Source organism: Pseudomonas sp. R3-56 (assembly GCF_051132075.1).
In the GTDB taxonomy this organism is placed as follows: Bacteria; Pseudomonadota; Gammaproteobacteria; order Pseudomonadales; family Pseudomonadaceae; genus Aquipseudomonas.
In genome coordinates this window covers 875,147-895,558 of record NZ_CP071657.1, presented here as the reverse complement: position 1 = coordinate 895,558, position 20,412 = coordinate 875,147, and the positions used below count along the sequence as shown (strand labels likewise).

The 20,412-nt window shown below is 60.7% G+C and carries 19 protein-coding genes; 9 read left to right on the top strand and 10 right to left on the bottom strand.

Annotation, left to right across the window (positions count from 1 at the left end):
• Window positions 1-273 precede the first annotated feature (273 nt).
• Both J3P96_RS04145 and J3P96_RS04140 read left to right on the top strand, forming a co-directional pair.
• The gene (locus tag J3P96_RS04145; RefSeq protein ID WP_434655523.1) at window positions 274-987 is read left to right on the top strand and encodes an autoinducer binding domain-containing protein; all 714 of its coding nucleotides are present in this window, start codon (window positions 274-276) and stop codon (window positions 985-987) included.
• 182 nt (window positions 988-1,169) lie between these two features.
• On the top strand, window positions 1,170-2,294 hold the full coding sequence (locus tag J3P96_RS04140) for a methyltransferase (protein WP_434655521.1): 1,125 nt from the start codon (window positions 1,170-1,172) through the stop codon (window positions 2,292-2,294).
• A 23-nt stretch (window positions 2,295-2,317) separates the two neighbouring features.
• Here the strand turns inward: J3P96_RS04140 and J3P96_RS04135 are convergent, their stop codons facing one another.
• The 3 genes from J3P96_RS04135 to J3P96_RS04125 are packed head-to-tail and all read right to left on the bottom strand — an operon-like array spanning window position 2,318 to window position 4,952.
• Window positions 2,318-2,482 (bottom strand): DUF2474 domain-containing protein, encoded by a 165-nt coding sequence (locus tag J3P96_RS04135; protein WP_434605841.1) that lies wholly within the window; start codon window positions 2,480-2,482, stop codon window positions 2,318-2,320.
• 21 nt (window positions 2,483-2,503) lie between these two features.
• The gene (gene cydB / locus J3P96_RS04130; protein WP_434571683.1) at window positions 2,504-3,511 is read right to left on the bottom strand and encodes a cytochrome d ubiquinol oxidase subunit II; all 1,008 of its coding nucleotides are present in this window, start codon (window positions 3,509-3,511) and stop codon (window positions 2,504-2,506) included.
• Window position 3,512: 1 nt separating this feature from the next.
• A complete protein-coding gene (locus J3P96_RS04125) occupies window positions 3,513-4,952 on the bottom strand; it encodes a cytochrome ubiquinol oxidase subunit I (RefSeq protein ID WP_434601886.1) in 1,440 nt (479 codons plus the stop codon).
• A 496-nt stretch (window positions 4,953-5,448) separates the two neighbouring features.
• Between J3P96_RS04125 and J3P96_RS04120 the strand changes: the two genes are divergently transcribed.
• From J3P96_RS04120 to J3P96_RS04110, 3 genes are all read left to right on the top strand, one after another.
• Window positions 5,449-6,687 (top strand): MFS transporter, encoded by a 1,239-nt coding sequence (locus J3P96_RS04120; RefSeq protein ID WP_434655519.1) that lies wholly within the window; start codon window positions 5,449-5,451, stop codon window positions 6,685-6,687.
• 116 nt (window positions 6,688-6,803) lie between these two features.
• The gene (locus J3P96_RS04115; RefSeq protein ID WP_434655518.1) at window positions 6,804-7,397 is read left to right on the top strand and encodes a hypothetical protein; all 594 of its coding nucleotides are present in this window, start codon (window positions 6,804-6,806) and stop codon (window positions 7,395-7,397) included.
• 82 nt (window positions 7,398-7,479) lie between these two features.
• The gene (locus tag J3P96_RS04110; RefSeq protein WP_434655516.1) at window positions 7,480-8,289 is read left to right on the top strand and encodes a hypothetical protein; all 810 of its coding nucleotides are present in this window, start codon (window positions 7,480-7,482) and stop codon (window positions 8,287-8,289) included.
• Window positions 8,290-8,453: 164 nt separating this feature from the next.
• Here the strand turns inward: J3P96_RS04110 and J3P96_RS04105 are convergent, their stop codons facing one another.
• The 5 genes from J3P96_RS04105 to J3P96_RS04085 form a co-directional block, all read right to left on the bottom strand.
• Window positions 8,454-10,655, bottom strand: coding sequence for a xanthine dehydrogenase family protein molybdopterin-binding subunit (locus J3P96_RS04105; RefSeq protein WP_434655513.1), 2,202 nt, complete (start codon window positions 10,653-10,655; stop codon window positions 8,454-8,456).
• The gene (locus tag J3P96_RS04100) at window positions 10,652-11,644 is read right to left on the bottom strand and encodes an FAD binding domain-containing protein (RefSeq protein ID WP_434628074.1); all 993 of its coding nucleotides are present in this window, start codon (window positions 11,642-11,644) and stop codon (window positions 10,652-10,654) included. The genes J3P96_RS04105 and J3P96_RS04100 overlap by 4 nt, the downstream gene beginning before the upstream one ends.
• On the bottom strand, window positions 11,641-12,165 hold the full coding sequence (locus J3P96_RS04095) for a (2Fe-2S)-binding protein (RefSeq protein ID WP_434655509.1): 525 nt from the start codon (window positions 12,163-12,165) through the stop codon (window positions 11,641-11,643). The genes J3P96_RS04100 and J3P96_RS04095 overlap by 4 nt, the downstream gene beginning before the upstream one ends.
• A 178-nt stretch (window positions 12,166-12,343) precedes the next feature.
• The gene (locus J3P96_RS04090; RefSeq protein WP_434601889.1) at window positions 12,344-12,910 is read right to left on the bottom strand and encodes a DJ-1 family glyoxalase III; all 567 of its coding nucleotides are present in this window, start codon (window positions 12,908-12,910) and stop codon (window positions 12,344-12,346) included.
• A 79-nt stretch (window positions 12,911-12,989) separates the two neighbouring features.
• Entirely contained in the window at window positions 12,990-13,436 is a 447-nt protein-coding gene (locus J3P96_RS04085) for a DUF4879 domain-containing protein (RefSeq protein WP_434655507.1), read from the bottom strand.
• A 209-nt stretch (window positions 13,437-13,645) separates the two neighbouring features.
• Here J3P96_RS04085 and J3P96_RS04080 point away from each other — a divergent pair, with 209 nt between their 5' ends.
• The 4 genes from J3P96_RS04080 to J3P96_RS04065 all read left to right on the top strand — a co-directional run bounded on the left by J3P96_RS04080 (window position 13,646) and on the right by J3P96_RS04065 (window position 17,577).
• Complete coding sequence (locus J3P96_RS04080) at window positions 13,646-14,941, top strand: NCS2 family permease (RefSeq protein WP_305498657.1); 1,296 nt, start codon at window positions 13,646-13,648, stop codon at window positions 14,939-14,941.
• A complete protein-coding gene (gene trmA, locus J3P96_RS04075; RefSeq protein ID WP_434655505.1) occupies window positions 14,938-16,017 on the top strand; it encodes a tRNA (uridine(54)-C5)-methyltransferase TrmA in 1,080 nt (359 codons plus the stop codon). The genes J3P96_RS04080 and trmA overlap by 4 nt, the downstream gene beginning before the upstream one ends.
• A 262-nt stretch (window positions 16,018-16,279) precedes the next feature.
• The gene (aroQ, locus tag J3P96_RS04070) at window positions 16,280-16,720 is read left to right on the top strand and encodes a type II 3-dehydroquinate dehydratase (RefSeq protein ID WP_305498655.1); all 441 of its coding nucleotides are present in this window, start codon (window positions 16,280-16,282) and stop codon (window positions 16,718-16,720) included.
• Entirely contained in the window at window positions 16,720-17,577 is an 858-nt protein-coding gene (locus tag J3P96_RS04065; RefSeq protein WP_434655502.1) for a shikimate dehydrogenase, read from the top strand. The genes aroQ and J3P96_RS04065 overlap by 1 nt, the downstream gene beginning before the upstream one ends.
• A 128-nt stretch (window positions 17,578-17,705) precedes the next feature.
• Here J3P96_RS04065 and J3P96_RS04060 read toward each other — a convergent pair whose 3' ends face one another.
• Together J3P96_RS04060 and quiC are read right to left on the bottom strand one after the other, a co-directional pair.
• The gene (locus J3P96_RS04060; RefSeq protein ID WP_320389482.1) at window positions 17,706-18,383 is read right to left on the bottom strand and encodes a TetR/AcrR family transcriptional regulator; all 678 of its coding nucleotides are present in this window, start codon (window positions 18,381-18,383) and stop codon (window positions 17,706-17,708) included.
• A 102-nt stretch (window positions 18,384-18,485) separates the two neighbouring features.
• Window positions 18,486-20,384 carry a 3-dehydroshikimate dehydratase QuiC gene (quiC, locus tag J3P96_RS04055; RefSeq protein ID WP_434655499.1) on the bottom strand — a complete coding sequence of 633 codons (1,899 nt, stop codon included), beginning with the start codon at window positions 20,382-20,384 and terminating at the stop codon, window positions 18,486-18,488.
• Window positions 20,385-20,412 lie beyond the last annotated feature (28 nt).

Here is a 20,412-nt window from a genome sequence, read left to right as displayed (position 1 = left end):
TGGGACGAGGACCGTATTGTCCCGTAAACCAAGCACGTTAACCACTTACGATCAGTAATGATACTTAGGTCGTACATCACACATCTTCCCAGCGGATTCCTTCATCAAAGTTATACAAAAACAAATTAACGTATCGAAAACCGTAATAGAAAATCATCAATTTAATAACAACTAACGCCGATAAAAAAATGCCTGAAGCGTAGGAAATACCCTACACTAATTTTCGCAGCATCAATTGGATCCACATCACTGGACGACACCCAGGAGAACGCCATGGATGCATGGAAGGATTTACAACTAAGGAAATTGTCGTGCGAGCAGGACCTGCAAAAAGCCTATCGCCTCGTACAAAACTTCTTTAATTATCAAGGATTTGAATACTGCGCCTTCGCCGCCTACCCGACTTTTGCGGACAGACACAGGCATCGGATCAATATCAACAACTACCCTTATGGATGGAACAGGCTATACAAACAAAACGGTTATGCGGCGAACGACCCGATACTGGCACACTGCAATCAATCATCCCTGCCAATTCTCTGGAGCGAAGATATTTTTTGCGAGGTCCCCGAATTATGGCAAGCACTTGAACACCAAGGGCTCAGCCATGGCTGGACACAAGCCGTCCATGAGGAACGGGGCACCTATTACAGTCTGTTCAGTCTCGCCAGGATGCAACGCCCCATCGACCCGGAGGAGCATTATGGCAACCTGGGCTATGCCATTTTCGCCAGCCAACGGTTGCATGCGCTGGCAGGCCGGCGAATGTCCGACGCCGAGCCTTCGTCACAGACAGTCCATTTGTCGCCAAGGGAAATTGAAGTATTGAGATGGTCTGCCGAAGGCAAGACGGCATCGGAAGTCGGCAGGATCCTCTGTCTTTCCGAGCGCACCGTGAATTTCCATGTCAACAGCTGCATGCGGAAACTGAACGTGACCAACAAAATCTCGGCGGTTGCCAAGGCGGCCCATATCCACATGATCTGATCAGCAAAGCAGAACAGCCCCCCTGAAAAACCCACGAGTAATGCCCAGTAAAAAAACGTAACATCCACGGTTCCACTTGAATGATGACGTGCCAGGCACGCGACGCAGTTCATTCAGGCGGTCCCGCTGAGACACCTGCCTCCAGGCAGCGGGACATTCGTTGATTTGCCAGAGTCCCCGCCATGCCCTTGCTAGATAGTCCCTTCGCCCAACTCGACCTGATCCGCCAACCCGAACAGCAGAACGAACCGCTGCAGGCATTCGACGCAGCCGATGAATATCTGCTTGCGTACCTGGCCGAACAGCAGCCGGGAGCGGATACCCGGGTTCTGGTACTCAATGACGGCTTCGGGGCCCTGGCGGCGAGCCTGGCCGGCAAGGTCAAGGTCACCAGCAGCGGCGACTCGTTCCTTGCCCTACAGGCATTGGAGAAAAACCTGGCGCGCAACGGTTTGCCCTTCGATGCGGTACCGATCGTGCCCGCCAGCGAACCGCTGACAGGGCCGTTCGACCGTGTCCTGATCAAAGTACCCAAGACCCTGGCCCTGCTGGAAGAGCAATTGATCCGGCTGCAAGAGCAACTGGCTCCAGGCGCTCAGGTCATAGCCGCCGCGATGGTCAAGCATCTGCCACGGGCCGCTGGCGATCTGCTGGAGCGCTATATCGGCCCGGTACAGGCCTCGTTGGCGGTGAAGAAGGCTCGCCTGTTGATTGCCACGCCACAAACCAGGACCACCACCGCCTCTCCCTACCCCACTCGCTATTGGCTGGATGAGCCGAAAATCGAGTTACTCAATCACGCCAACGTATTCTGTCGCGAAGGGCTGGATATCGGCACGCGCGCCTTTTTGCCACACCTGCCAAAAAACCTCGGCGCGGCGCGGGTGGCGGACCTGGGGTGCGGCAATGGCGTGCTGGCTATCGCCAGCGCCCTGCACAACCCGCAGGCCCAGTACACGTTGGTGGATGAGTCATATATGGCGGTCCAATCGGCCGCTGAAAACTGGCGAGCGGCCCTCGGCGAGCGTGAGGTGACCCTGCGGGCCGGCGATGGACTCGCCGGACAAGCGCCGCAATCTTTGGATGTGGTGCTGTGCAATCCGCCCTTCCATCAGCAGCAAGTGGTCGGCGATTTCCTCGCCTGGCGGATGTTCCAGCAAGCCCGCGAGGCGTTGGTGGTTGGCGGCGCGCTGTACATCGTCGGCAACCGGCACCTGGGCTACCACAGCAAGCTGGCTCGGTTGTTCCGGGGAGTCGAGCAGGTCGCCGCCACGCCAAAATTCGTGATTCTCAAGGCCCGCAAGTAGCCCTGGCATTCAGTGCGGTCCGCTCAATGAGTCGTCAGACCGGCGGCGTTCATGAACATCCGCATCAGGCTGGCAACGATGAACAGCGCCAGCACACTCCCGGCCCAGATCGCCACGAGCCAGCCGAGCCGCTGCCATAACGGTTTTTTCTCAGCGGCTTCGATGTCTTTCAAGTCAGGCTTGGCCATTCTCGGCACCTCGCAGGTCGGTCAATGGTAGCCATCGTCATGGGTGACCTTGCCGCGGAACACGTAGTAGCTCCAGAAGGTGTACACCAGGATCAACGGTATGATGAACAGCGTGCCGACCAGCATGAAGCCCTGGCTCTGGGGCGGTGACGCGGCGTCCCAGATCGAAATGGATGGCGGCACGATGTTTGGCCACAAGCTGATGCCGAGGCCACTGTAGCCAAGAAAGATCAACACTAGCGTCAGGATGAAGGGCGTGTAGTTGGCGTTGCGGGCCACGGCGCGGAACAAGCCGTACATGGTGACGAGCACCAGGATCGGCACCGGCAGGAACCAGAACAGGTTCGGCAGGGTGAACCAGCGTGCCGCGATGTCGGCGTGAGCCAGCGGCGTCCAGATGCTGACGATGCCGATCACGGCGAGCACCACGAATGCCAGCGGTCTGGCCAGATCGTGCATCTGCTCTTGCAGCTTGCCTTCGGTCTTCATGATCAGCCAGGTACAGCCGAGTAAAGCGTAGGCGGCGATCAACGCCAGGCCGCAGAACACCGTAAACGGCGTGAACCAATCCAGGGAGCCGCCGGCAAACTGGCGATTGACCACCTCGAAACCGTCGATGAATGCCCCCAGCGCCACGCCCTGGAAAAAAGTCGCCGTCAGCGAACCACCGATGAACGCCTTGTCCCACAAATGCCGCTTCTCGGCCTTGGCCTTGAAACGGAACTCGAACGCCACGCCCCGGAAGATCAGGCCAACGAGCATCAGGATCAGCGGCAGGTACAGCGCCGAGAGCACCACCGAATAGGCCAGCGGAAACGCCCCGAACAGCCCGGCGCCGCCCAGCACCAGCCAGGTTTCGTTACCGTCCCAGACTGGCGCGACGGTATTCATCATCACGTCGCGGTCGCGTTCGCCCTTGACGAAGGGGAAAAGAATGCCGATCCCCAGGTCGAAGCCGTCCATGATCACGTACATCATGATGCCGAAGATGATGACCACGGCCCAGATCAGCGGAAGATCAATACCCATCTCAATTCCCCTTGTGCGAGCTGTCGTTGTGGTCCACTTCGTCGTCGCCTTCGTTGGCGGCCGACAATGGACGGGCCGGGGTGCGTTTCTGGCCCGGACCGCCGTCGCTCGGCTCGGCTTCGTGAGCCACCGGCCCCTTGCGCACCAGGCGCAGCATGTAGCTCAGGCCCGCACCGAACAGCGCGAAATACACCACCACGAACATGATCAGGGTGAAGCTCATTTGCGCAAAGCTGTGGCCGGACGAGGCATCCGCCGTGCGCATCAGACCGTAGACCACCCAGGGTTGGCGGCCGATTTCAGTGGTGAACCAGCCCGCGAGAATTGCAATCAAGCCCGACGGTCCCATCCACAGCACCAAGTGCAAAAATGGCCGGGATTGGTAGAGCCGTTCACCACGCCGCAGCCAGAGGCTGCACAGGCCGGTGAAAATCATCAGCAGCCCCAGGCCCACCATGACCCGGAAAGACCAGAACACGATGGTCGAATTCGGCCGGTCCTCCGGCGGAAACTCCTTCAGGGCCGGCACTTGATCGGTCAGCGAGTGCGTCAGGATCAAGCTGCCCAGGTAAGGGATCTCCACGGCAAATCTGGTTTCCTCGGCTTCCATGTCCGGCCAGCCAAACAGAATCAGGGGCGTGGGCTCGTCGCCGACGTTTTCCCAATGCCCCTCGATCGCGGCGATTTTTGCCGGCTGATGCTTGAGCGTGTTGAGCCCGTGGAAGTCGCCGATGACCGCTTGCACCGGTGCCACCAGCAGGGCCATCCACATCGCCATGGACAGCATCCGGCGAATGGCCGGATTGTCGCGACCACGGAGCAAATGCCAGGCCGCCGACGATCCGACGAAGAACGCCGTGGCAACAAATGCCGCGACCGACATGTGCAACAGGCGGTAAGGGAACGAGGGATTGAACACCACCGCCAGCCAGTCCACCGGGATGACCCGGCCATCGATGATTTCGTAGCCCTGCGGAGTCTGCATCCAGCTGTTGGAGGAAAGAATCCAGAAAGTCGAGATCAGGGTGCCGATCGCCACCATGACCGTGGAGAAAAAATGCAGTCCCCTGCCGACGCGGTTCCAGCCGAACAACATGACCCCGAGGAAACCCGCCTCCAGGAAGAATGCCGTGAGCACCTCATAGGTCAGCAACGGCCCGGTGACCGCACCGGCGAAGTCCGAAAAACGGCTCCAGTTGGTGCCGAACTGATAGGCCATGACCAGCCCGGACACCACGCCCATGCCGAAGTTGACGGCAAATATCTTCGACCAGAAGTGGTACAGGTCGCGGTAGGTGTCGTCACGCGTCTTCAGCCACAGCCCTTCGAGCACCGCCAGGTAACTCGCCAGGCCAATGGTGATGGCCGGGAACAGGATGTGGAACGAGATGGTGAATGCGAACTGGATTCGGGCGAGATCGAGCGCCTCCAAACCGAACATAAGTCTTCCTCTGTCAGGTAAAACCGGCTGCGGGCGGGGCTTGCATCACAGCTCCCTGGGGATATGGAGTGTGATGCTTTTCAAATCGTTCTTTTTTTAGAACCGTCACAACGCAGGATTCTGGCCGGGTGGCCCCAGCGCAACGCCTTTGCAGGCATTGATCTGGATCAAGCAATGTTCAAAGAGTAGACCCATATTTGCCGATGGACGGCGTGGTCTTTTGTCGCGTGGCAGGTTGTCTCAGGGCCGCAAAGCTGCCCCACGGCATCGCTTCCAAACACATGCTGTCCCGTGGCGAGGGAGCTTGCTCCCGCTGGGCTGCGCAGCGGCCCCGAGATTTTGCGGTCGCTGCGCAACCGAGCGGGAGCAAGCTCCCTCGCCACAATAGCCCGCATCAATTTGAATTGATGTCTGGCTAACTATTTTTCCAGCCGCCGCAACTTCCAGTTACAGCTCGGTGATAATCTCGCTCTTCACGTCACCGGACCCGTCATAGATGCCCAGCCAAGCGCCCTTGCTGCTCCGTCACCACCGACCTTTCATTGCCTTCTGGCTGGCCCGGATCTTCACAGCGAGCGGCTTCCAGATGCTCACCGTGGCCATTGGCTGGAACCTCTATCAGCTGACCGGCAACGTCTTGGACCTGGGTCTCGTAGGGCTGGTCGAATTCGCACCGCGGGTGCTGTTCATGCTGCACACCGGGCATGTGGCCGATCGGTATGACCGGCGCAAGGTCGCGGCCATCTGCCAATCCCTGCAGGCGACGATTGCCGTGGCGCTGGTGATCGGCAGCGCCACCGATAATGTTACGCGCGAGATGATCTTCATCCTGGCGTTCCTGCTGGGCGCGGCCCGCTCCTTCGAAATGCCGACGACCCAGGCGCTGCTGCCGAGCATCGTGCCTTCCGCGCTGTTTCCCCGCGCCGTGGCCGCTGCGCAGTCGGCACAGCAATCGGCGACCATCGTCGCACCCGCGCTGGGCGGTTTGCTGTACGCCTTCGGCAGCGTCTGGGTCTACGGGCCGACCGTGCTGCTCTACCTCATCGCCTGCGGCCTGATGCTCAACCTGCCCGCGCGGCAGACGCCGTTGAACAAAGGCAAGGCGACCCTGAATTCGCTGCTGGCGGGCATCCGCTTCATCCGCAGCCGGCAGGATATTCTCGGGGCGATTTCCCTAGACCTGTTCGCGGTATTGCTAGGGGGCGCGACGGCGTTGCTGCCGGTATTCGCCAAGGACATCCTGCTCACCGGCCCCTGGGGCCTGGGCCTGTTGCGCTCGGCACCGGCGGTGGGCGCCTTGCTGATGTCGTTGTGGCTGGCGCGGTTTGCCGTCGAGCGCAAGGTTGGCCGAGTGATGTTCACGGCGGTGGGCGTGTTCGGCGTCGCCACGATTGCCTTCGGCCTCTCCACTTCGTTCTGGTTTTCCTTGGCGGTACTGGTGGTGCTGGGCGCGGCGGACATGATCAGCATGGTCATCCGCGCCTCTTTCGTGCAATTGGAAACGCCGGATGAAATGCGTGGCCGGGTCAGCGCCGTGAACGGCCTGTTCATCGGCGCCTCGAACCAGCTGGGCGAATTCGAATCCGGCCTGACCGCCCACTGGTTCGGCACGGTGCCGGCGGTGGTCATGGGGGGCGTCGGCACGCTGCTGGTGACCGGAGCCTGGATCAAGCTGTTCCCGACCCTGGCCAACCGCGACCGGATGCACGAACCGGTTGCCGAAACGAAAGCCTGAGACGTATTGCTTCGGGAATCGCTGAGCTTTTTTGCCTGTGGGTCACGACCTGTGGGAAGAGTCTTAAGGGCTAATCTGGTTTGTTTATATAAATAACTTACTTACTACGCGCCGAAGTGAAATTTCTTACGCACCTTTCCTTTATTAACATTCACAGACTTATTGGCATTGCAAAAACCCACTTAGCGTCACACCATGCGAAAAACATCCTCCGTGAAGCAATACCGGCAACGCTGTATAACAATCAATACAGGGAACAAACCATGCGCGCATCAAACTGGGTGATAACAACTCTCGCATTGACAATTTTCTCCGTGGCTTCAGCTATGGCTGGGCCAGCCGTAACCGTCACATTCAAAAACCTTGGCACAAAGGACGCAACATATACCGTTGCAAACAACAACGAAGCCTCCACCAGAAATAATTCCAACCCCACCCCCACGCCATCAGTAAAAGCAGATCAATCCAATACCTACAAGGTGCAAAGTCGAACCTCTCCAGATGCCAACTTTGCAAGTTTGCGCTACAAAATGGGCAGCAAGGAGTGTGTTTATTCAACTACTTTCGTGGCGACTGCGGGTCCAGGAGGCTCCAAGATTCCAAGATGGAAGGAATCTGCTACTCCGGGGGGCGGTGCTATCTGCACGATCACAGTCCTGTCCAGAGACTTCAGAACTTATGAATGGGCAGTGCAAATTACTATGAAGTGAGGACCGTCCGAATTCGAAGTCTTTTCAGGCCTGAACTCGGCAAATCAATATCCAAATACCTCGCCAGGAATAGGTGACTGCCATGGCAATTTCCAATGTCAACTTCATGACCCACAGCGCTCCCGCCCTGAGTAAAGCAACCGAAACCAAAGCCACCATTAGCGATAACTTCAATATCATTCGAGACCCGGTAAATACCGGAGGTGATGACAGCAGTACCGTTTCTCCGCTCTCACGTCAATTGAGCGAGGCCGCTGAACGCGCAGAGGCGCGGGACGCTAGCCTGAGCAGGAAAGAGCTTTTCGCCTTGGCCATGAGCACAGCAGAAAAATTGGGTGAGGATTATATTGAAACCAAAGCCAGATATGATGCTGAAGTTCCTGATACCGATGACCCCGAACTCTTGGCGCGTGCCAGACAGGCTACTGAATACATCAACGGAGTCGTCACAGACGGCCGCGGCAAAAATCCTTTTTCCGGGATGCCGAGAGATCAGCTGAATTTGATCATTTACGATGACAGCGGCGCTTTTACCGTCAATGAGCGGCGCTCTGCGCAACATGAAGTAGCCCAACAGGAAGAGGCATGGCGGCAGATAGTCATCGCCAAGGGGACGATGGAATACAGCAACACAGGAAAAATGACCGATTTCTACAAGAACCTGCTCGATCATTACCGTGGCTTGCCCGCCATTGAACAATCGCAGTATCCAGCCGATTACGAAGCCAGGCTGCTGCTTGATATAGCCATGGACCTCAACACCGAAGTACCTGATATCGATAGTGAAAGCTTCTGGAACGAACTCTTCAAGGGCGACACCTCACTGGCCGGCAAGTCCACCGCCTCCACCGAGGAGAAAGCAGCGGTCAATACCGATATCAAGGAGCCTTAGAACAGATTATCCAAGAGCGACAACCCGTTGTTCGACAAGCCCCCTCTACCCGAGCGGGACGCATGGCAACCGAAGGCTCTGCTTTGAACTCGGGAGGCGTTTGAACCACTGCTCTTCAGCCTGTGGAACCGAAGTTCCACAGGCTCACCGTATTGACCACTCCCTCAGAGCAACTTGTCCAGCGTAATGGGAAAGTCCCGCACCCGTTTGCCGGTGGCATGGTAAATGGCATTAGCCACCGCTGCCGCCACACCGACGATGCCGATTTCACCGACGCCCTTGGACCCCAGCGCATTGACGATGTCGTCCTGTTCATCGACGAACACCACGTCGATGTCGCCGATGTCGGCGTTGACCGGCACGTGGTATTCGGCGAGGTTGTGGTTCATGTGACGGCCCAGGGCGTGATCGGTCAGGGTTTCTTCGTGCAGGGCCATGCCGACGCCCCAGACCACGCCACCGAGAATCTGGCTGCGGGCGGTTTTCGGGTTGATCACCCGCCCGGCCGCGATGGCGCTGACCACGCGGTTGACCTTCACCGTGCCCAGGTCTTCGTCGACCAGCACCTCGACGAACACCGCCGAGTGCGTAGCAGTGGCATAGGCCTGGCGTTTCTCATCCGGCTGGGCCGTGACTTGTGCCTGCAACGGCGTCTCGCCGCTGTTCCGAGCGAGCTCCGCCAGGGTGACACTGGCCTCCCCCATGCGCAGTTCACCGTCGATAAACGTCACTTGCTCAAGGGTTGCGCCGCTGAAGGCCGGGCAAGTCTGCCGAGCCACGGCGAGCAGTTTTTCCCGCAGCGCCTCACAGGCTTGCTGCACTGCGGTGCCGACTGACGAGACGGTAAACGAACCGCCCTGCAGCGGTGCGGTCGGCAGCGACGAATCGCCAAGCACAAAAGTGACATTCTCCAAGGAAACGCCGGACGTCTCGGCAGCAATCTGGGTCATGACGGTATAGGTGCCGGTGCCGATGTCAGTGGTCGCGCTGCTCACGGTCAGCTTGCCGTCGGGGTCCAGCGATGCTCGGGCGCTGGCCTTCTGCTGCATGGCCTCCCAGACACCGCCGGCCATGCCCCAACCTACCAGTTGCCGCCCTGCGCGCATGCTGCGCGGCTCCGGATTGCGCTTGCTCCAACCGAAACGGTCGGCACCCTGGGCATAACATTCGCGCAACTCCTTGCTCGAATACGGCTTGCCTTCGTTCTCGTTACGTTCGGCATAGTTGATCAAGCGCAGCTGGACCGGGTCGATGGCCAGGGCGCAGGCCAACTCGTCCATGGCGCACTCCAGACCGATCAGTCCAAGGGCGGCGCCGGGGGCACGCATGTCCAGCGGTGTGTAGACGTCCAGGGGTACCAGCTTGTAGCTCAATTCGACGTTATCGCAGTGATAGAGCATGCCGCTCCACTCCACCACATGCTCGGTGAAGTCCTCGAAGCGCGACGTCTGGCCGACGGCGCTATGGGCCACCGCGAGCAAACGTCCGTTGGCCGCAGCCCCCAGTTGCACGCGCTGGAAGGTCCGGGGCCGGTAGCCGAAGGTAAACATTTGCTGACGGGTCAGGCTGACCCGCACCGAGCGCTTGAGCGTCAGCGCGGCCATTACCGCCAACGGCAACTGGTACTGCGGGCGCAGCCCGGAACCGAAAGCGCCGCCAACGTAGGCGGCAAACACCCGCACCTGTTCTTTTTCCAGCCCGAACACCTCTTGTACATAGGCCTGGCAATTCTGCGTGCCCTGGGTCTTGTCGTGAATATGCAAGCTGCCGTCGGGTTGGTACAGAACGGTCGAAGCGTGGGGCTCCATAGGGTTGTGATGTTCTATCGGCGTGCTGTAGGACACATCAACGCTGAGCGCCGAGCTGGCGTACTCGCCCTGAAAATTCCCACGGGGCTTGGGTAATTCGGCGGGCGCCGGATGCGCTTCGTTTTGCAGGATGGTCAGATCGGTCTGATGGTCCTGGGTCTCGTAGTCGATCTCAACGAGCGAGCCGGCGTAACGCGCCAGCTCGATATTTTCCGCAACCACCAGGGCAAGCGGCTGGCCGCTGTAGAGGACCTGATCGTTGAACAACGGCCGGAACGGCGAACCCTCTGCAGCGTCGGCATCCTGGTAGGGCTCGTCGTAACTGGCGATCTTCGGGCGGTTGGTATGGTCGATCACCGCGACGACGCCCGGCAGCGCCAGGGCTCGGGAAGCATCGATGCGCACGACCCGGCCACGGGCGATACCGCTGGAGACGACGCTGCCGTGCAGCAGGCCATCTTCGGGATACTCCCCGGCGTATCGGGCCCGACCGGTGACCTTGAGCAGGCCATCGGTCCGGTCAAGCGGCTTGCCTATGGTTTTGCTCAATGCATTCATCGGGTGGTTCCCCCCACCAGCGCGGCATCGCTCAAGGCGCGGATAATTGCCCGGCGTGCCAGTTTGACTTTGAAGCCGTTGTGTTCCAGCGGCTCGGCGTTCTGCATTAACGCATCGGCAGCCGCCGTAAAGGTTTCGCGGCTGACGGCCTGGCCGACCAGCCAGTTTTCCACGGCCTTGTCGCGCCACGGTTTGTGGGCTACACCGCCGAGGGCCAGCCGAGCCTGGCGAATCACCGGCCCATCAAGCTCCAGCGCCGCCGCCACCGAAACCAGCGCAAAGGCGTAGGAGGCCCGGTCACGGATCTTCAGGTAGTGGCTATGTTCAGCAAAACCCACTGGAGGCAACTCGATATAGGTGATCAGCTCGTCATCGGCCAATTGGTTGTCCCGATCCGGTGCGTCACCGGGCAGACGGTGAAAATCCGCGAACTCGATGGTCCGCGCGCCGCCCCGTCCCAGCACATGAACAACCGCCTCAAGCGCCGCCAGGGCCACGCACATGTCCGACGGATGAGTCGCCACGCACTGATCACTGGCGCCGAAAATCGCGTGGATCCGGTTCAGGCCGCTTCGGGCCGGGCAACCGCTGCCTGGGCGCCGCTTGTTGCACGGCACGGAGGCGTCATAAAAGTAATAGCAGCGCGTGCGTTGCAACAGGTTGCCACCGGTGCTGGCCATATTGCGCAACTGCGGCGAGGCGCCCGCCAGGATGGCTTGGGCGAGCAGCGGATAGCGCCGTTGAATCCACGGATGCCAGGCCAGATCGGCATTACTTACCAATGCGCCAATCATCACCCCGCCCGACGGGGTCTCGCTGAGGTCCGTCAAAGGCAGACCGGTGATATCGATCAAGTGCTGGGGGCGGCTGAGGTTTTCCTTCATCAGGTCCAGCAGGTTGGTGCCGCCAGCGATGAAGCGCGAGTTCGCACTGGACAACTCGACGGCCGCCTGCACGGTGTCGGGCTTGCTGTAGCTAAAGGGATTCATCGCTCGCCCTCCGTTGTCTGGCAGAGCGGAAGCGCTTCCTCGATGGCGTCGCGAATATTGTTGTAGGCGCCGCATCGGCAGAGGTTGCCGCTCATCAGTTCGCTGATTTCGGCGCTGGTCTGCGCCCGGCCCTCGTTGGCCAGCCCCACCGCCGAACAGATCTGCCCCGGCGTGCAGTAGCCGCACTGGAACGCGTCATGCTTGATGAACGCCCGCTGCATGGGGTGCAGCTCATCGCCATTGGCCAAGCCCTCGACGGTGGTCAACTCGGCGCCGTCGCACATCACCGCCAGGGTCAGGCAGGCGTTGATACGCTTGCCATCACGCAACACCGTGCAGGCGCCGCATTGCCCGTGATCACAGCCTTTCTTGCTACCTACCAGGTCCAGTTGCTCGCGCAGCAGGTCCAGCAGCGTAGTCCAGGACAGCACCTGCAACTCGCGCACGGCGCCATTGAGTGTCAGACGTATCGGATGACGGACGAAGGACGCCTGCGTCGCTTCGGACAAGGTCGCGCTCATGGAACACCTCACGGTTGGTCGTACTCGCGGCGTTTTGGGAAACCGCCGTCATAAGGGGTACGACTTCGAGGTGGGGTGAGCGTTCAAGGCAATTGGGCGACGAAACGCCAGCGGCCGCTGCGCAGCCGAGCGGGAGCAAGCTCCCTCGCCACAGGGCTACTCTCGATTAAAGGAAAGATCAGGCCAGCAACTCCGCCGCCACCACACCTCTCACACCCTTGCCGGCGAGTTGCTCCACCAGCGTCAGGGCAAATATCAGGGCGGCGGCCGAGCCTTGGGCGGTGATGCAGTTGCCATCCACCACCACCGGCTGGTCGACGAAGCTGCATCCGGACAGCTGCTGGCTCACGGCGGGCAGGCACGTCATGCGGCGCTGGCGTAGCACGCCGAACGCCTGGAGTACCAGCGCCGGCGCTTCGGCGATGGCGGCAAAAAATCGCCCGGCGGCGGCCTGGTCCCTGACCAACTGCTGCAAAGGCTGGTGGGCGGCCAGATGCTGCGCGCCAATGATGCCGCCCGGCAGGACGATCAGGTCGAAATCCTGAACCAGCATGTCCACCAGCATGCCGTCGGCGGTCAGGCGCGTGCCGCGTGCACAGGTGAGCATGCGTCGGCCCTCGATACTCGCCACCACCACTTCGAGCTGCGCACGACGCAACACATCGATCAGCGTCACCGTCTGCAAATCGTCGACGCCTTCAGCCACGGCAATCAGGGCTCGGGGGATCTTGGTTCCAGGAATCATGGGCGCTCTCCGCTGGGTGATCCCTCAAGACTAGCCAGCTTTGCCGGGCCGTGTCAGGTGAAGGTCGCCCGTGACGGTGTCATTTGATGTAGAGCTGGGTCGCCATCCGGTTCCCCGGCGCGTTGATCGACACATTGGTGAAGCTGAAAGTGCCTTCCTGCTTGCCCTTCAGATCGAAGATGTACAGGTAACCGACCACCTTGGTGCTCGTCGAACAGTCGTTGAGATTGCCATTGCCGAACGCGCACACCGGCGAGCGGGTGCCGTCGACTTCGAAGCCGTCCAGCGTGACATGAGGCTGGCGGCCATAACCGACCTCCAACACGTAGACCTTGATATTCGGCCCGCTGTGATCGCAACGGGTCTGCGCCTGCCCTGCCGCGATATTCTCAAACCCACAGGTCGGCGATTCGACCTTGAGCACCTTGACCTCGCTCAGCGGCGGCGCCGAGGCGGCGTGCGCCGCCGTTCCGAGCAGCCCCAGGTTCAAGGCGCAGGCCCATGCGAATTTTTTCATGCGATACATACCGACCTCCCCGGAATCGCGCGCAGTATGGCCCAACTTTTGCGTCTGCACACTTTGCGACGCACACCGAGGATCGCAGCCTCATCGCCGCGCTGCTATGATGCGCGGCTTTTTCCGACCCGCAGAAAATCCCGGGCGCCCCTGGCGCAGTGTGCTTTGCTGTTGAGGTCGATACATTCACGGCGCCGCGCGCGCCACGGGGAGCAGACATGCTGGAAAGGCTGTTTCAACTCAAGGCACACAATACCAACGTGCGGACCGAGATCCTGGCGGGCGTCACGACCTTCCTGGCCATGGCCTACATTCTGTTCGTCAACCCGAGCATTCTCGGCGAAACCGGCATGGACAAGGGTGCCGTATTCGTCGCCACCTGCCTGGCGGCGGCCATCGGTTCGACGGTCATGGGCCTGATCGCCAACTATCCGATCGCCCTGGCACCGGGCATGGGCCTGAATGCCTTCTTCACCTACACCGTGGTCTTGCACATGGGCCATACCTGGCAAGTGGCGCTGGGTGCGGTGTTCGTCTCCGCCGTATTGTTTTTCCTGCTGTCGATCTTTCGTATTCGCGAATGGATCATCAACAGCATCCCGCTGCCACTGCGCTCGGCCATCGCCGCCGGTATCGGCCTGTTCCTGGCGCTGATCGCCCTGAACAACGCTGGCATCGTGGTGAAAAACCCGGCGACCATGGTCGGTCTGGGCGACCTGAAACAACCGGCGCCGATCCTGGCGACCCTGGGCTTCGTCCTGATCGTCGCCCTCGAAGCACTGAAAGTGCGCGGCGCCGTGCTGATCGGCATCCTGGCGGTCACCGTCGTCTCGATCGTGATGGGCTTCACGCCGTTTGGCGGGATCATTTCCGCGCCGCCCTCCCTCGCCCCGACGTTTTTGCAACTGGACATCAAGGGCGCCCTGGACATCGGTCTGGTGAGCGTGATCTTCGCCTTCCTCTTCGTCGACCTGTTCGACAACTCCGGCACCCTGATCGGCGTCGCCAAGCGCGCCGGGCTGATGGGCAAGGACGGCCACATGCCGAAGATGGGCCGCGCGCTGATCGCCGACAGCACCGCCGCCATGGCCGGTTCGCTGCTGGGCACCTCGACGACCACCAGCTACATCGAGTCGGCGGCAGGCGTCAGCGCCGGCGGACGCACCGGCCTGACCGCCATCGTCGTGGCGATCCTGTTCCTGCTGGCGCTGTTCTTCTCGCCACTGGCCGCCAGCGTCCCGGCCTTCGCCACCGCGCCGGCCCTGTTGTTTGTGGCCGTGTTGATGACCTCCGGCCTGGCCGAGATCGACTGGGACGACATCACCGTCGCCGCCCCGGTGGTGATCACGGCGCTGGCAATGCCGTTCACCTACTCCATCGCCAATGGCATCGCCTTCGGCTTCATCGCCTGGACCGCCATCAAACTGGTGTCCGGCCGTGGCCGTGAGCTGAACCCGGCGCTGGTCATCCTGTCGATCCTGTTCGTTATCAAGTTGGGTTGGTTCAACGCATGACTTTTGATTCCCAAGCCTACGCCGCCCAGTTGCAGGACAAGGTCACGCGCTTGCGTGACTTGCTGGCTCCGTTCAATGCACCCGAGCCCGAGGTATTCGACTCGCCGTTGCAGAACTTCCGCCTGCGCGCCGAATTCCGCCTGTGGCGCGAGGCCGGCGAACGCCACTACGCGATGTTTTCCCAGGATGACAAGCGCACGCCGATCCTGATCGAAGAGTTCCCCATCGCCAGCTTGCGCATCAACCAGTTGATGCCGCAGCTCAAGGCCGCCTGGCAGGCCAGTGCGCCGTTGAGCCACAAGCTGTTCCAAGTGGAATTCCTGACCACCCTGGCCGGCGACGCGATGATCACCCTGTGTTATCACCGCCCGCTGGATGAACACTGGCACGCCGCGGCGTCGAAGCTCGCGACCGACCTGGGCGTCAGTATCATCGGGCGCTCCAAAGGCAAACGGGAAGTGATCGGCCACGATTATGTGGTGGAAAAACTTGAGGTGGGCGGCCGTGCCTTCAGCTATCGCCAGCCCGAAGGCGCCTTCACCCAGCCCAACGGCACGGTAAACCAGAAGATGCTCAATTGGGCTTATGAAGCCTTGGGCGATCGCAGCGACGATCTGCTGGAGCTTTACTGCGGCAACGGCAACTTCACGTTGCCCCTGGCCACCCGCGCGCGCAAAGTGCTCGCCACTGAAATCAGCAAGACATCGGTCAGCGCCGCGCTGAGCAACCTCAGCGAAAACGCTGTGGATAACGTCACGTTGGTACGGCTGTCCGCCGAGGAACTGACCGAAGCCTTGAACGAAGTCCGCCCATTTCGCCGCTTGCAGGGTATCGACCTGAAAAGCTACGAATTCGGCAGCGTCTTCGTCGACCCACCTCGCGCCGGCATGGACCCGGACACCTGCGAACTGACCCGACGCTTCGACAACATTCTCTACATCTCCTGCAACCCGGAAACCCTCGCCGCGAACATCGCGCAGTTGAGCGACACCCACCGCATCACGCGCTGCGCGTTGTTCGATCAGTTTCCGTGGACTCATCACATGGAATCCGGCGTGTTGCTGACCCGGCGCTGACCTACGCAAACCGTCGTGGCGAGGGAGCTTGCTCCCGCTCGGTTGCACAGCAACCGCAAAAACCTGGGGCTGCTGCGCAGCCCAGCGGGAGCAAGCTCCCTCGCCACAACTGCCCTCTCCTTGTAACGGCAATGTTCGATCATCGAACAGTTATTGTCCGATGACCGCTGCTTTATTTGACCAAATTAACCATCTAGTACAATTTATCCCCACAGGCTGAACCACAGCCCACACCAACAATAAAAATGTGGAGAAAATTGCGATGCCTCCGATCGTTCTGGTGCTCAACGGCCCGAACCTGAACCTGCTCGGCACCCGCGAGCCGGCCACCTATGGCCACGAAACCCTGGCTGATATTTCCGCGCTGTGCGGCCGCGCCGCCGAGGAGTTCGGCCTGGCCGTGGAGTTCCGCCAGACCAACCAGGAGGGCGAATTGCTTGACTGGATCCACGGCGCCCGTGGCCGGTGTGCCGGGATCATCATCAACCCGGCGGCCTGGACCCACACTTCGGTTGCGATCCGCGATGCGCTGGTGGCCAGTGAAGTCCCGGTGATCGAAGTCCACCTGTCCAATGTCCACGCCCGCGAGACCTTTCGCCACCACTCCTTTGTCTCGTCAGTCGCCATCGGCGTGATGTGCGGGTTCGGCAGCCATGGTTATCGCCTGGCCCTGGAACATTTCAGTCAGCGGTTGAAGGGTTGATGAGTATGTCCAACGTCACTGTACTGGCCGGCCTGATCGGCGCGGGCATCCAGGCCTCTCGCACGCCGGCGCTCCACGAACACGAGGGCGATGCCCAAGGCATGCGTTACCTGTATCGGCTGATTGATCTGGATGCGCTGAAACTCGACAGCGGCGCCCTGGCCGATTTGCTCGTGGCTGCCGAACGTATGAGTTTTACCGGGCTGAATATCACGTTTCCTTGCAAGCAGGCGGTCATCCCGCTGCTGGACGAGTTGTCGCCCGAAGCGCGCGGCATCGGTGCGGTAAATACCGTGGTGCTGAAGAATGGCAAACGCATCGGCCACAACACCGACTGCCTCGGCTTCGCCGAGGGCTTTCGGCGTGGCCTGGGCGATGTTACCCGTCGCCATGTCGTCCAGATGGGCGCAGGGGGTGCCGGGGCCGCCGTTGCCCACGCGCTACTCGCCGAAGGCGCGAAGACGCTGAGCATCTTTGATGTCGAGACCAGCCGTGCCGAGGCGCTGGCGAATAACCTGAACCAACAGTTCGGCGCCGGCCGTGCTCGCGCCGGGCACGACCTGCCCACCGCCATGGCCGAGGCCGACGGCCTGGTGAACACCACGCCCATGGGCATGGCGAAACTGCCGGGCATGCCGGTACCGGTGGAGCTGTTGCGAGGCGATCTGTGGGTCGCGGAAATCGTCTATTTCCCGCTGGAAACCGAACTGCTGCGCAACGCCCGCGCCCTCGGCTGCCGCACGCTGGATGGCGGCACCATGGCGGTGTTCCAGGCGGTGAAGGCGTTCGAACTGTTCAGCGGCGTGGCGCCCGATGCGGGGCGGATGCTGGCGCATTTTCAGCGCATGGATAATTAAAGCCGAGTGAAAATTCCTCTGTGGGAGCGAGCCTGCTCGCGAATGCGTTGTTTCAGTAGGCGAATTTGTGACTGGCACAGCGCATTCGCGAGCAGGCTCGCTCCCACAAGGTATGCAGAGGTTCGGTATCAGGCCTGCAAGTACCGCAACACCGACTCACAGACCATCTGCCGATGGCGCTGCTTTACCGCTTCGTCCGACAGATCGATCTGAAAGATCTCACCGAACGTCTGGCGGTTGGACACCCGATAGAAGCAGAACGAACTGATCAGCAGATGCACATCCAGCGGCTCGAGACCGGCGCGGAATACGCCCTCCTCGGCGCCTCGGCGCAATATCACACCGAGGGAATCGAGGATGGTGTTGGTCATCGCCTTGATCGCGCCAGACTGCTTCACGTATTCGGCGTTGTGGATGTTCTCGATGCAGACGATACGCACGAAGTCCACATTGCGGTCATGGTGGTCGAAAGTGAATTCCACCAGGCGCCGGATTGCGTCGACCGGCGCCAGCTCCGCCAGGTGCAGGCGGCTTTCGGTAGTGCGGATATCGCCGTAGAGTTTTTCCAGCACCTCGACGTACAGCTGCTCCTTGCTGCCGAAGTAGTAATAGATCATCCGCTTGGAGGTGTGGATGCGCTCGGCGATGGCGTCGACCCGCGCGCCGGCCAGGCCCTGCTGGACGAACTCGACGATGGCTTCCTGAAGAATATTTTCCCGGGTCTTTTCCGGGTTGTTCTTGCGACTCTTGCGCGGCGCGGCGACAGGTTCGTCGAGGGCTGCGGAAAGCTCTGGATTCATAGTCATTACGGGCTCACGGCCATCACTGCACAGGTTCGCGATTATGGGCCGCACCGCACAGTGAAGGAAGCCACGGCGTTGCCCTTTACCGCCGCGCTTACGATTTCCCTACAACTTGGCGTGCCGCAAGCCGCCGCTGCGGGACTTGGCCATGGCCGCCAGCCGCACCGCGACGTTGGCCGCGCCGTAGCCGGCATAACCGTTCTTGCGCTGGATGATTTCGAAGAAAAACCGACCTTCGAACGGTTCGGTATAGACGTGAAACAACTCGCCGCCTTGGGCGTCACGGTCGTACAACACGTTGAAATAGGCCAGCTCGCTGAGAAACTCATCGTCGAAATCGAAACGTGCCGCCAGGTCATCGTAGTAATTGAGCGGAATGTCCAGCAACGGCACCCCGGCCTCCTTGGCACGGCTGACCTGGGCGAAGATATCGTCGCAGTCAAAGGCGATATGGTGCACGCCGGAACCGCGATAACTCGACAGCGCGTGTGAGATCGCGGTGTTGCGGTTCTCGGAAATGTTCAGCGGCAAGCGAATCGAACTGCAGCGGCTGCGCAACGCACGGCTTTTCACCAGGCCATAGGGGTCGGGCAACACCACTTCATCGTCAGCTTCGAAATCCAGCAGGCTCTTGTAGAACAGCACCCAACTGTCGAGGCTGTCGGCCGGCAGCGCCATCGCCATGTGGTCGATGCGCTTGAGCCCGGCGCCGATGACCGCACCGGGTTGCAAGTTGAAATCGGTGCCATAGACATCGGCGTCCTGGTCCACCAGGTAGATCAGGCTGCCATCCGGCGCTCGCACCGCCGCCAGCTCCAGCTCGTTGGGCCCGACCAGGCCACGATAAGGCTGGCCCTTGTAGGCCACCGCCCGCTTGAGAGCGCTGGCGCTGTCCTTGACCCGCACGGCGGTGGCGCACAACGATGGGCCATGGGCTTCAAAAAAGCTGTGGGCGAAGGAATACGGCTCGCAATTGAGGATCAGGTTGATATCGCCCTGGCGCAACAGGCTGACGTTCTTGGAGCGATGCTGGCCGGCCTTGACGAACCCCAGCCGCTCCAGCCAGTGGGAGAGCTTGGCGCCGAGGTTGTCATCCACGGCGAACTCCAGGAATTCAACGCCGTTGTATTCGCTGGCCGGCGCTGTCGCGAAGAGGATATCGCTGTTCTGCGCAGGCGCTTGCGCGGCCAGGCGCTCACGGGTTTTTTCTTCCAGGTACAGCAGCGAACGCAAACCGTCGGCGGCGTTGGCCCTGGGCGGCGCGGCGCGAAACCCGTCGTTGAAGATCTCCAGCGACAGCGGCCCGGTGTAACCGCTCTGGATGATCGGCGCGAGGAAACCCGGCAGGTCGAATTCGCCCTGGCCCGGGAAACAGCGGAAATGCCGGCTCCACTCCAGGACGTCCATCGCCAGGATCGGTGCGTCGGCCATCTGCACGAAAAAAATCTTCTCCCCGGGAATCTCGGCGATGGCGCTCGGGTCGCCCTTGAGGGACAAGGTGTGAAAGCTGTCGAGCAGCACGCCCAGGCTGGGGTGATCGGCCTGGCGCACGATGTTCCAGACCTGTTGATAAGTATTCACGTGGCGGCCCCAGGCCAACGCTTCATAGCCGATGCGCAGGCCCCGCGCACCGGCGCGCTCGGCCAGCAGCCTGAGGTCATCAATCAGGATCTGCTCGTCGCCGACGCTGTCGGCCGAGGCATTGCTGCACACCAGCACCAGATCGGTGCCCAGCTCCTGCATCAGGTCGAATTTGCGCTCGGCGCGGTCAAGGTTGCGTGCCAGACGATCCCGGCGGCAGCCTTCGAAATCCCGAAATGGCTGGAACAAGGTGATGGCGATACCCAGGTCGGCGCACATCTGCCTGATTTCCCGAGGGCTGCCGTCGTAATACAGGAGGTCGTTCTCGAAAATTTCCACGCCGTCGAAACCAGCGGCGGCAATCGCTTCGAGTTTTTCCGGCAGGGTACCGCTCAAGGAAACAGTGGCAATGGAACGCTGCATGACTTCGGCTCCCGGGACAGGCATCGGC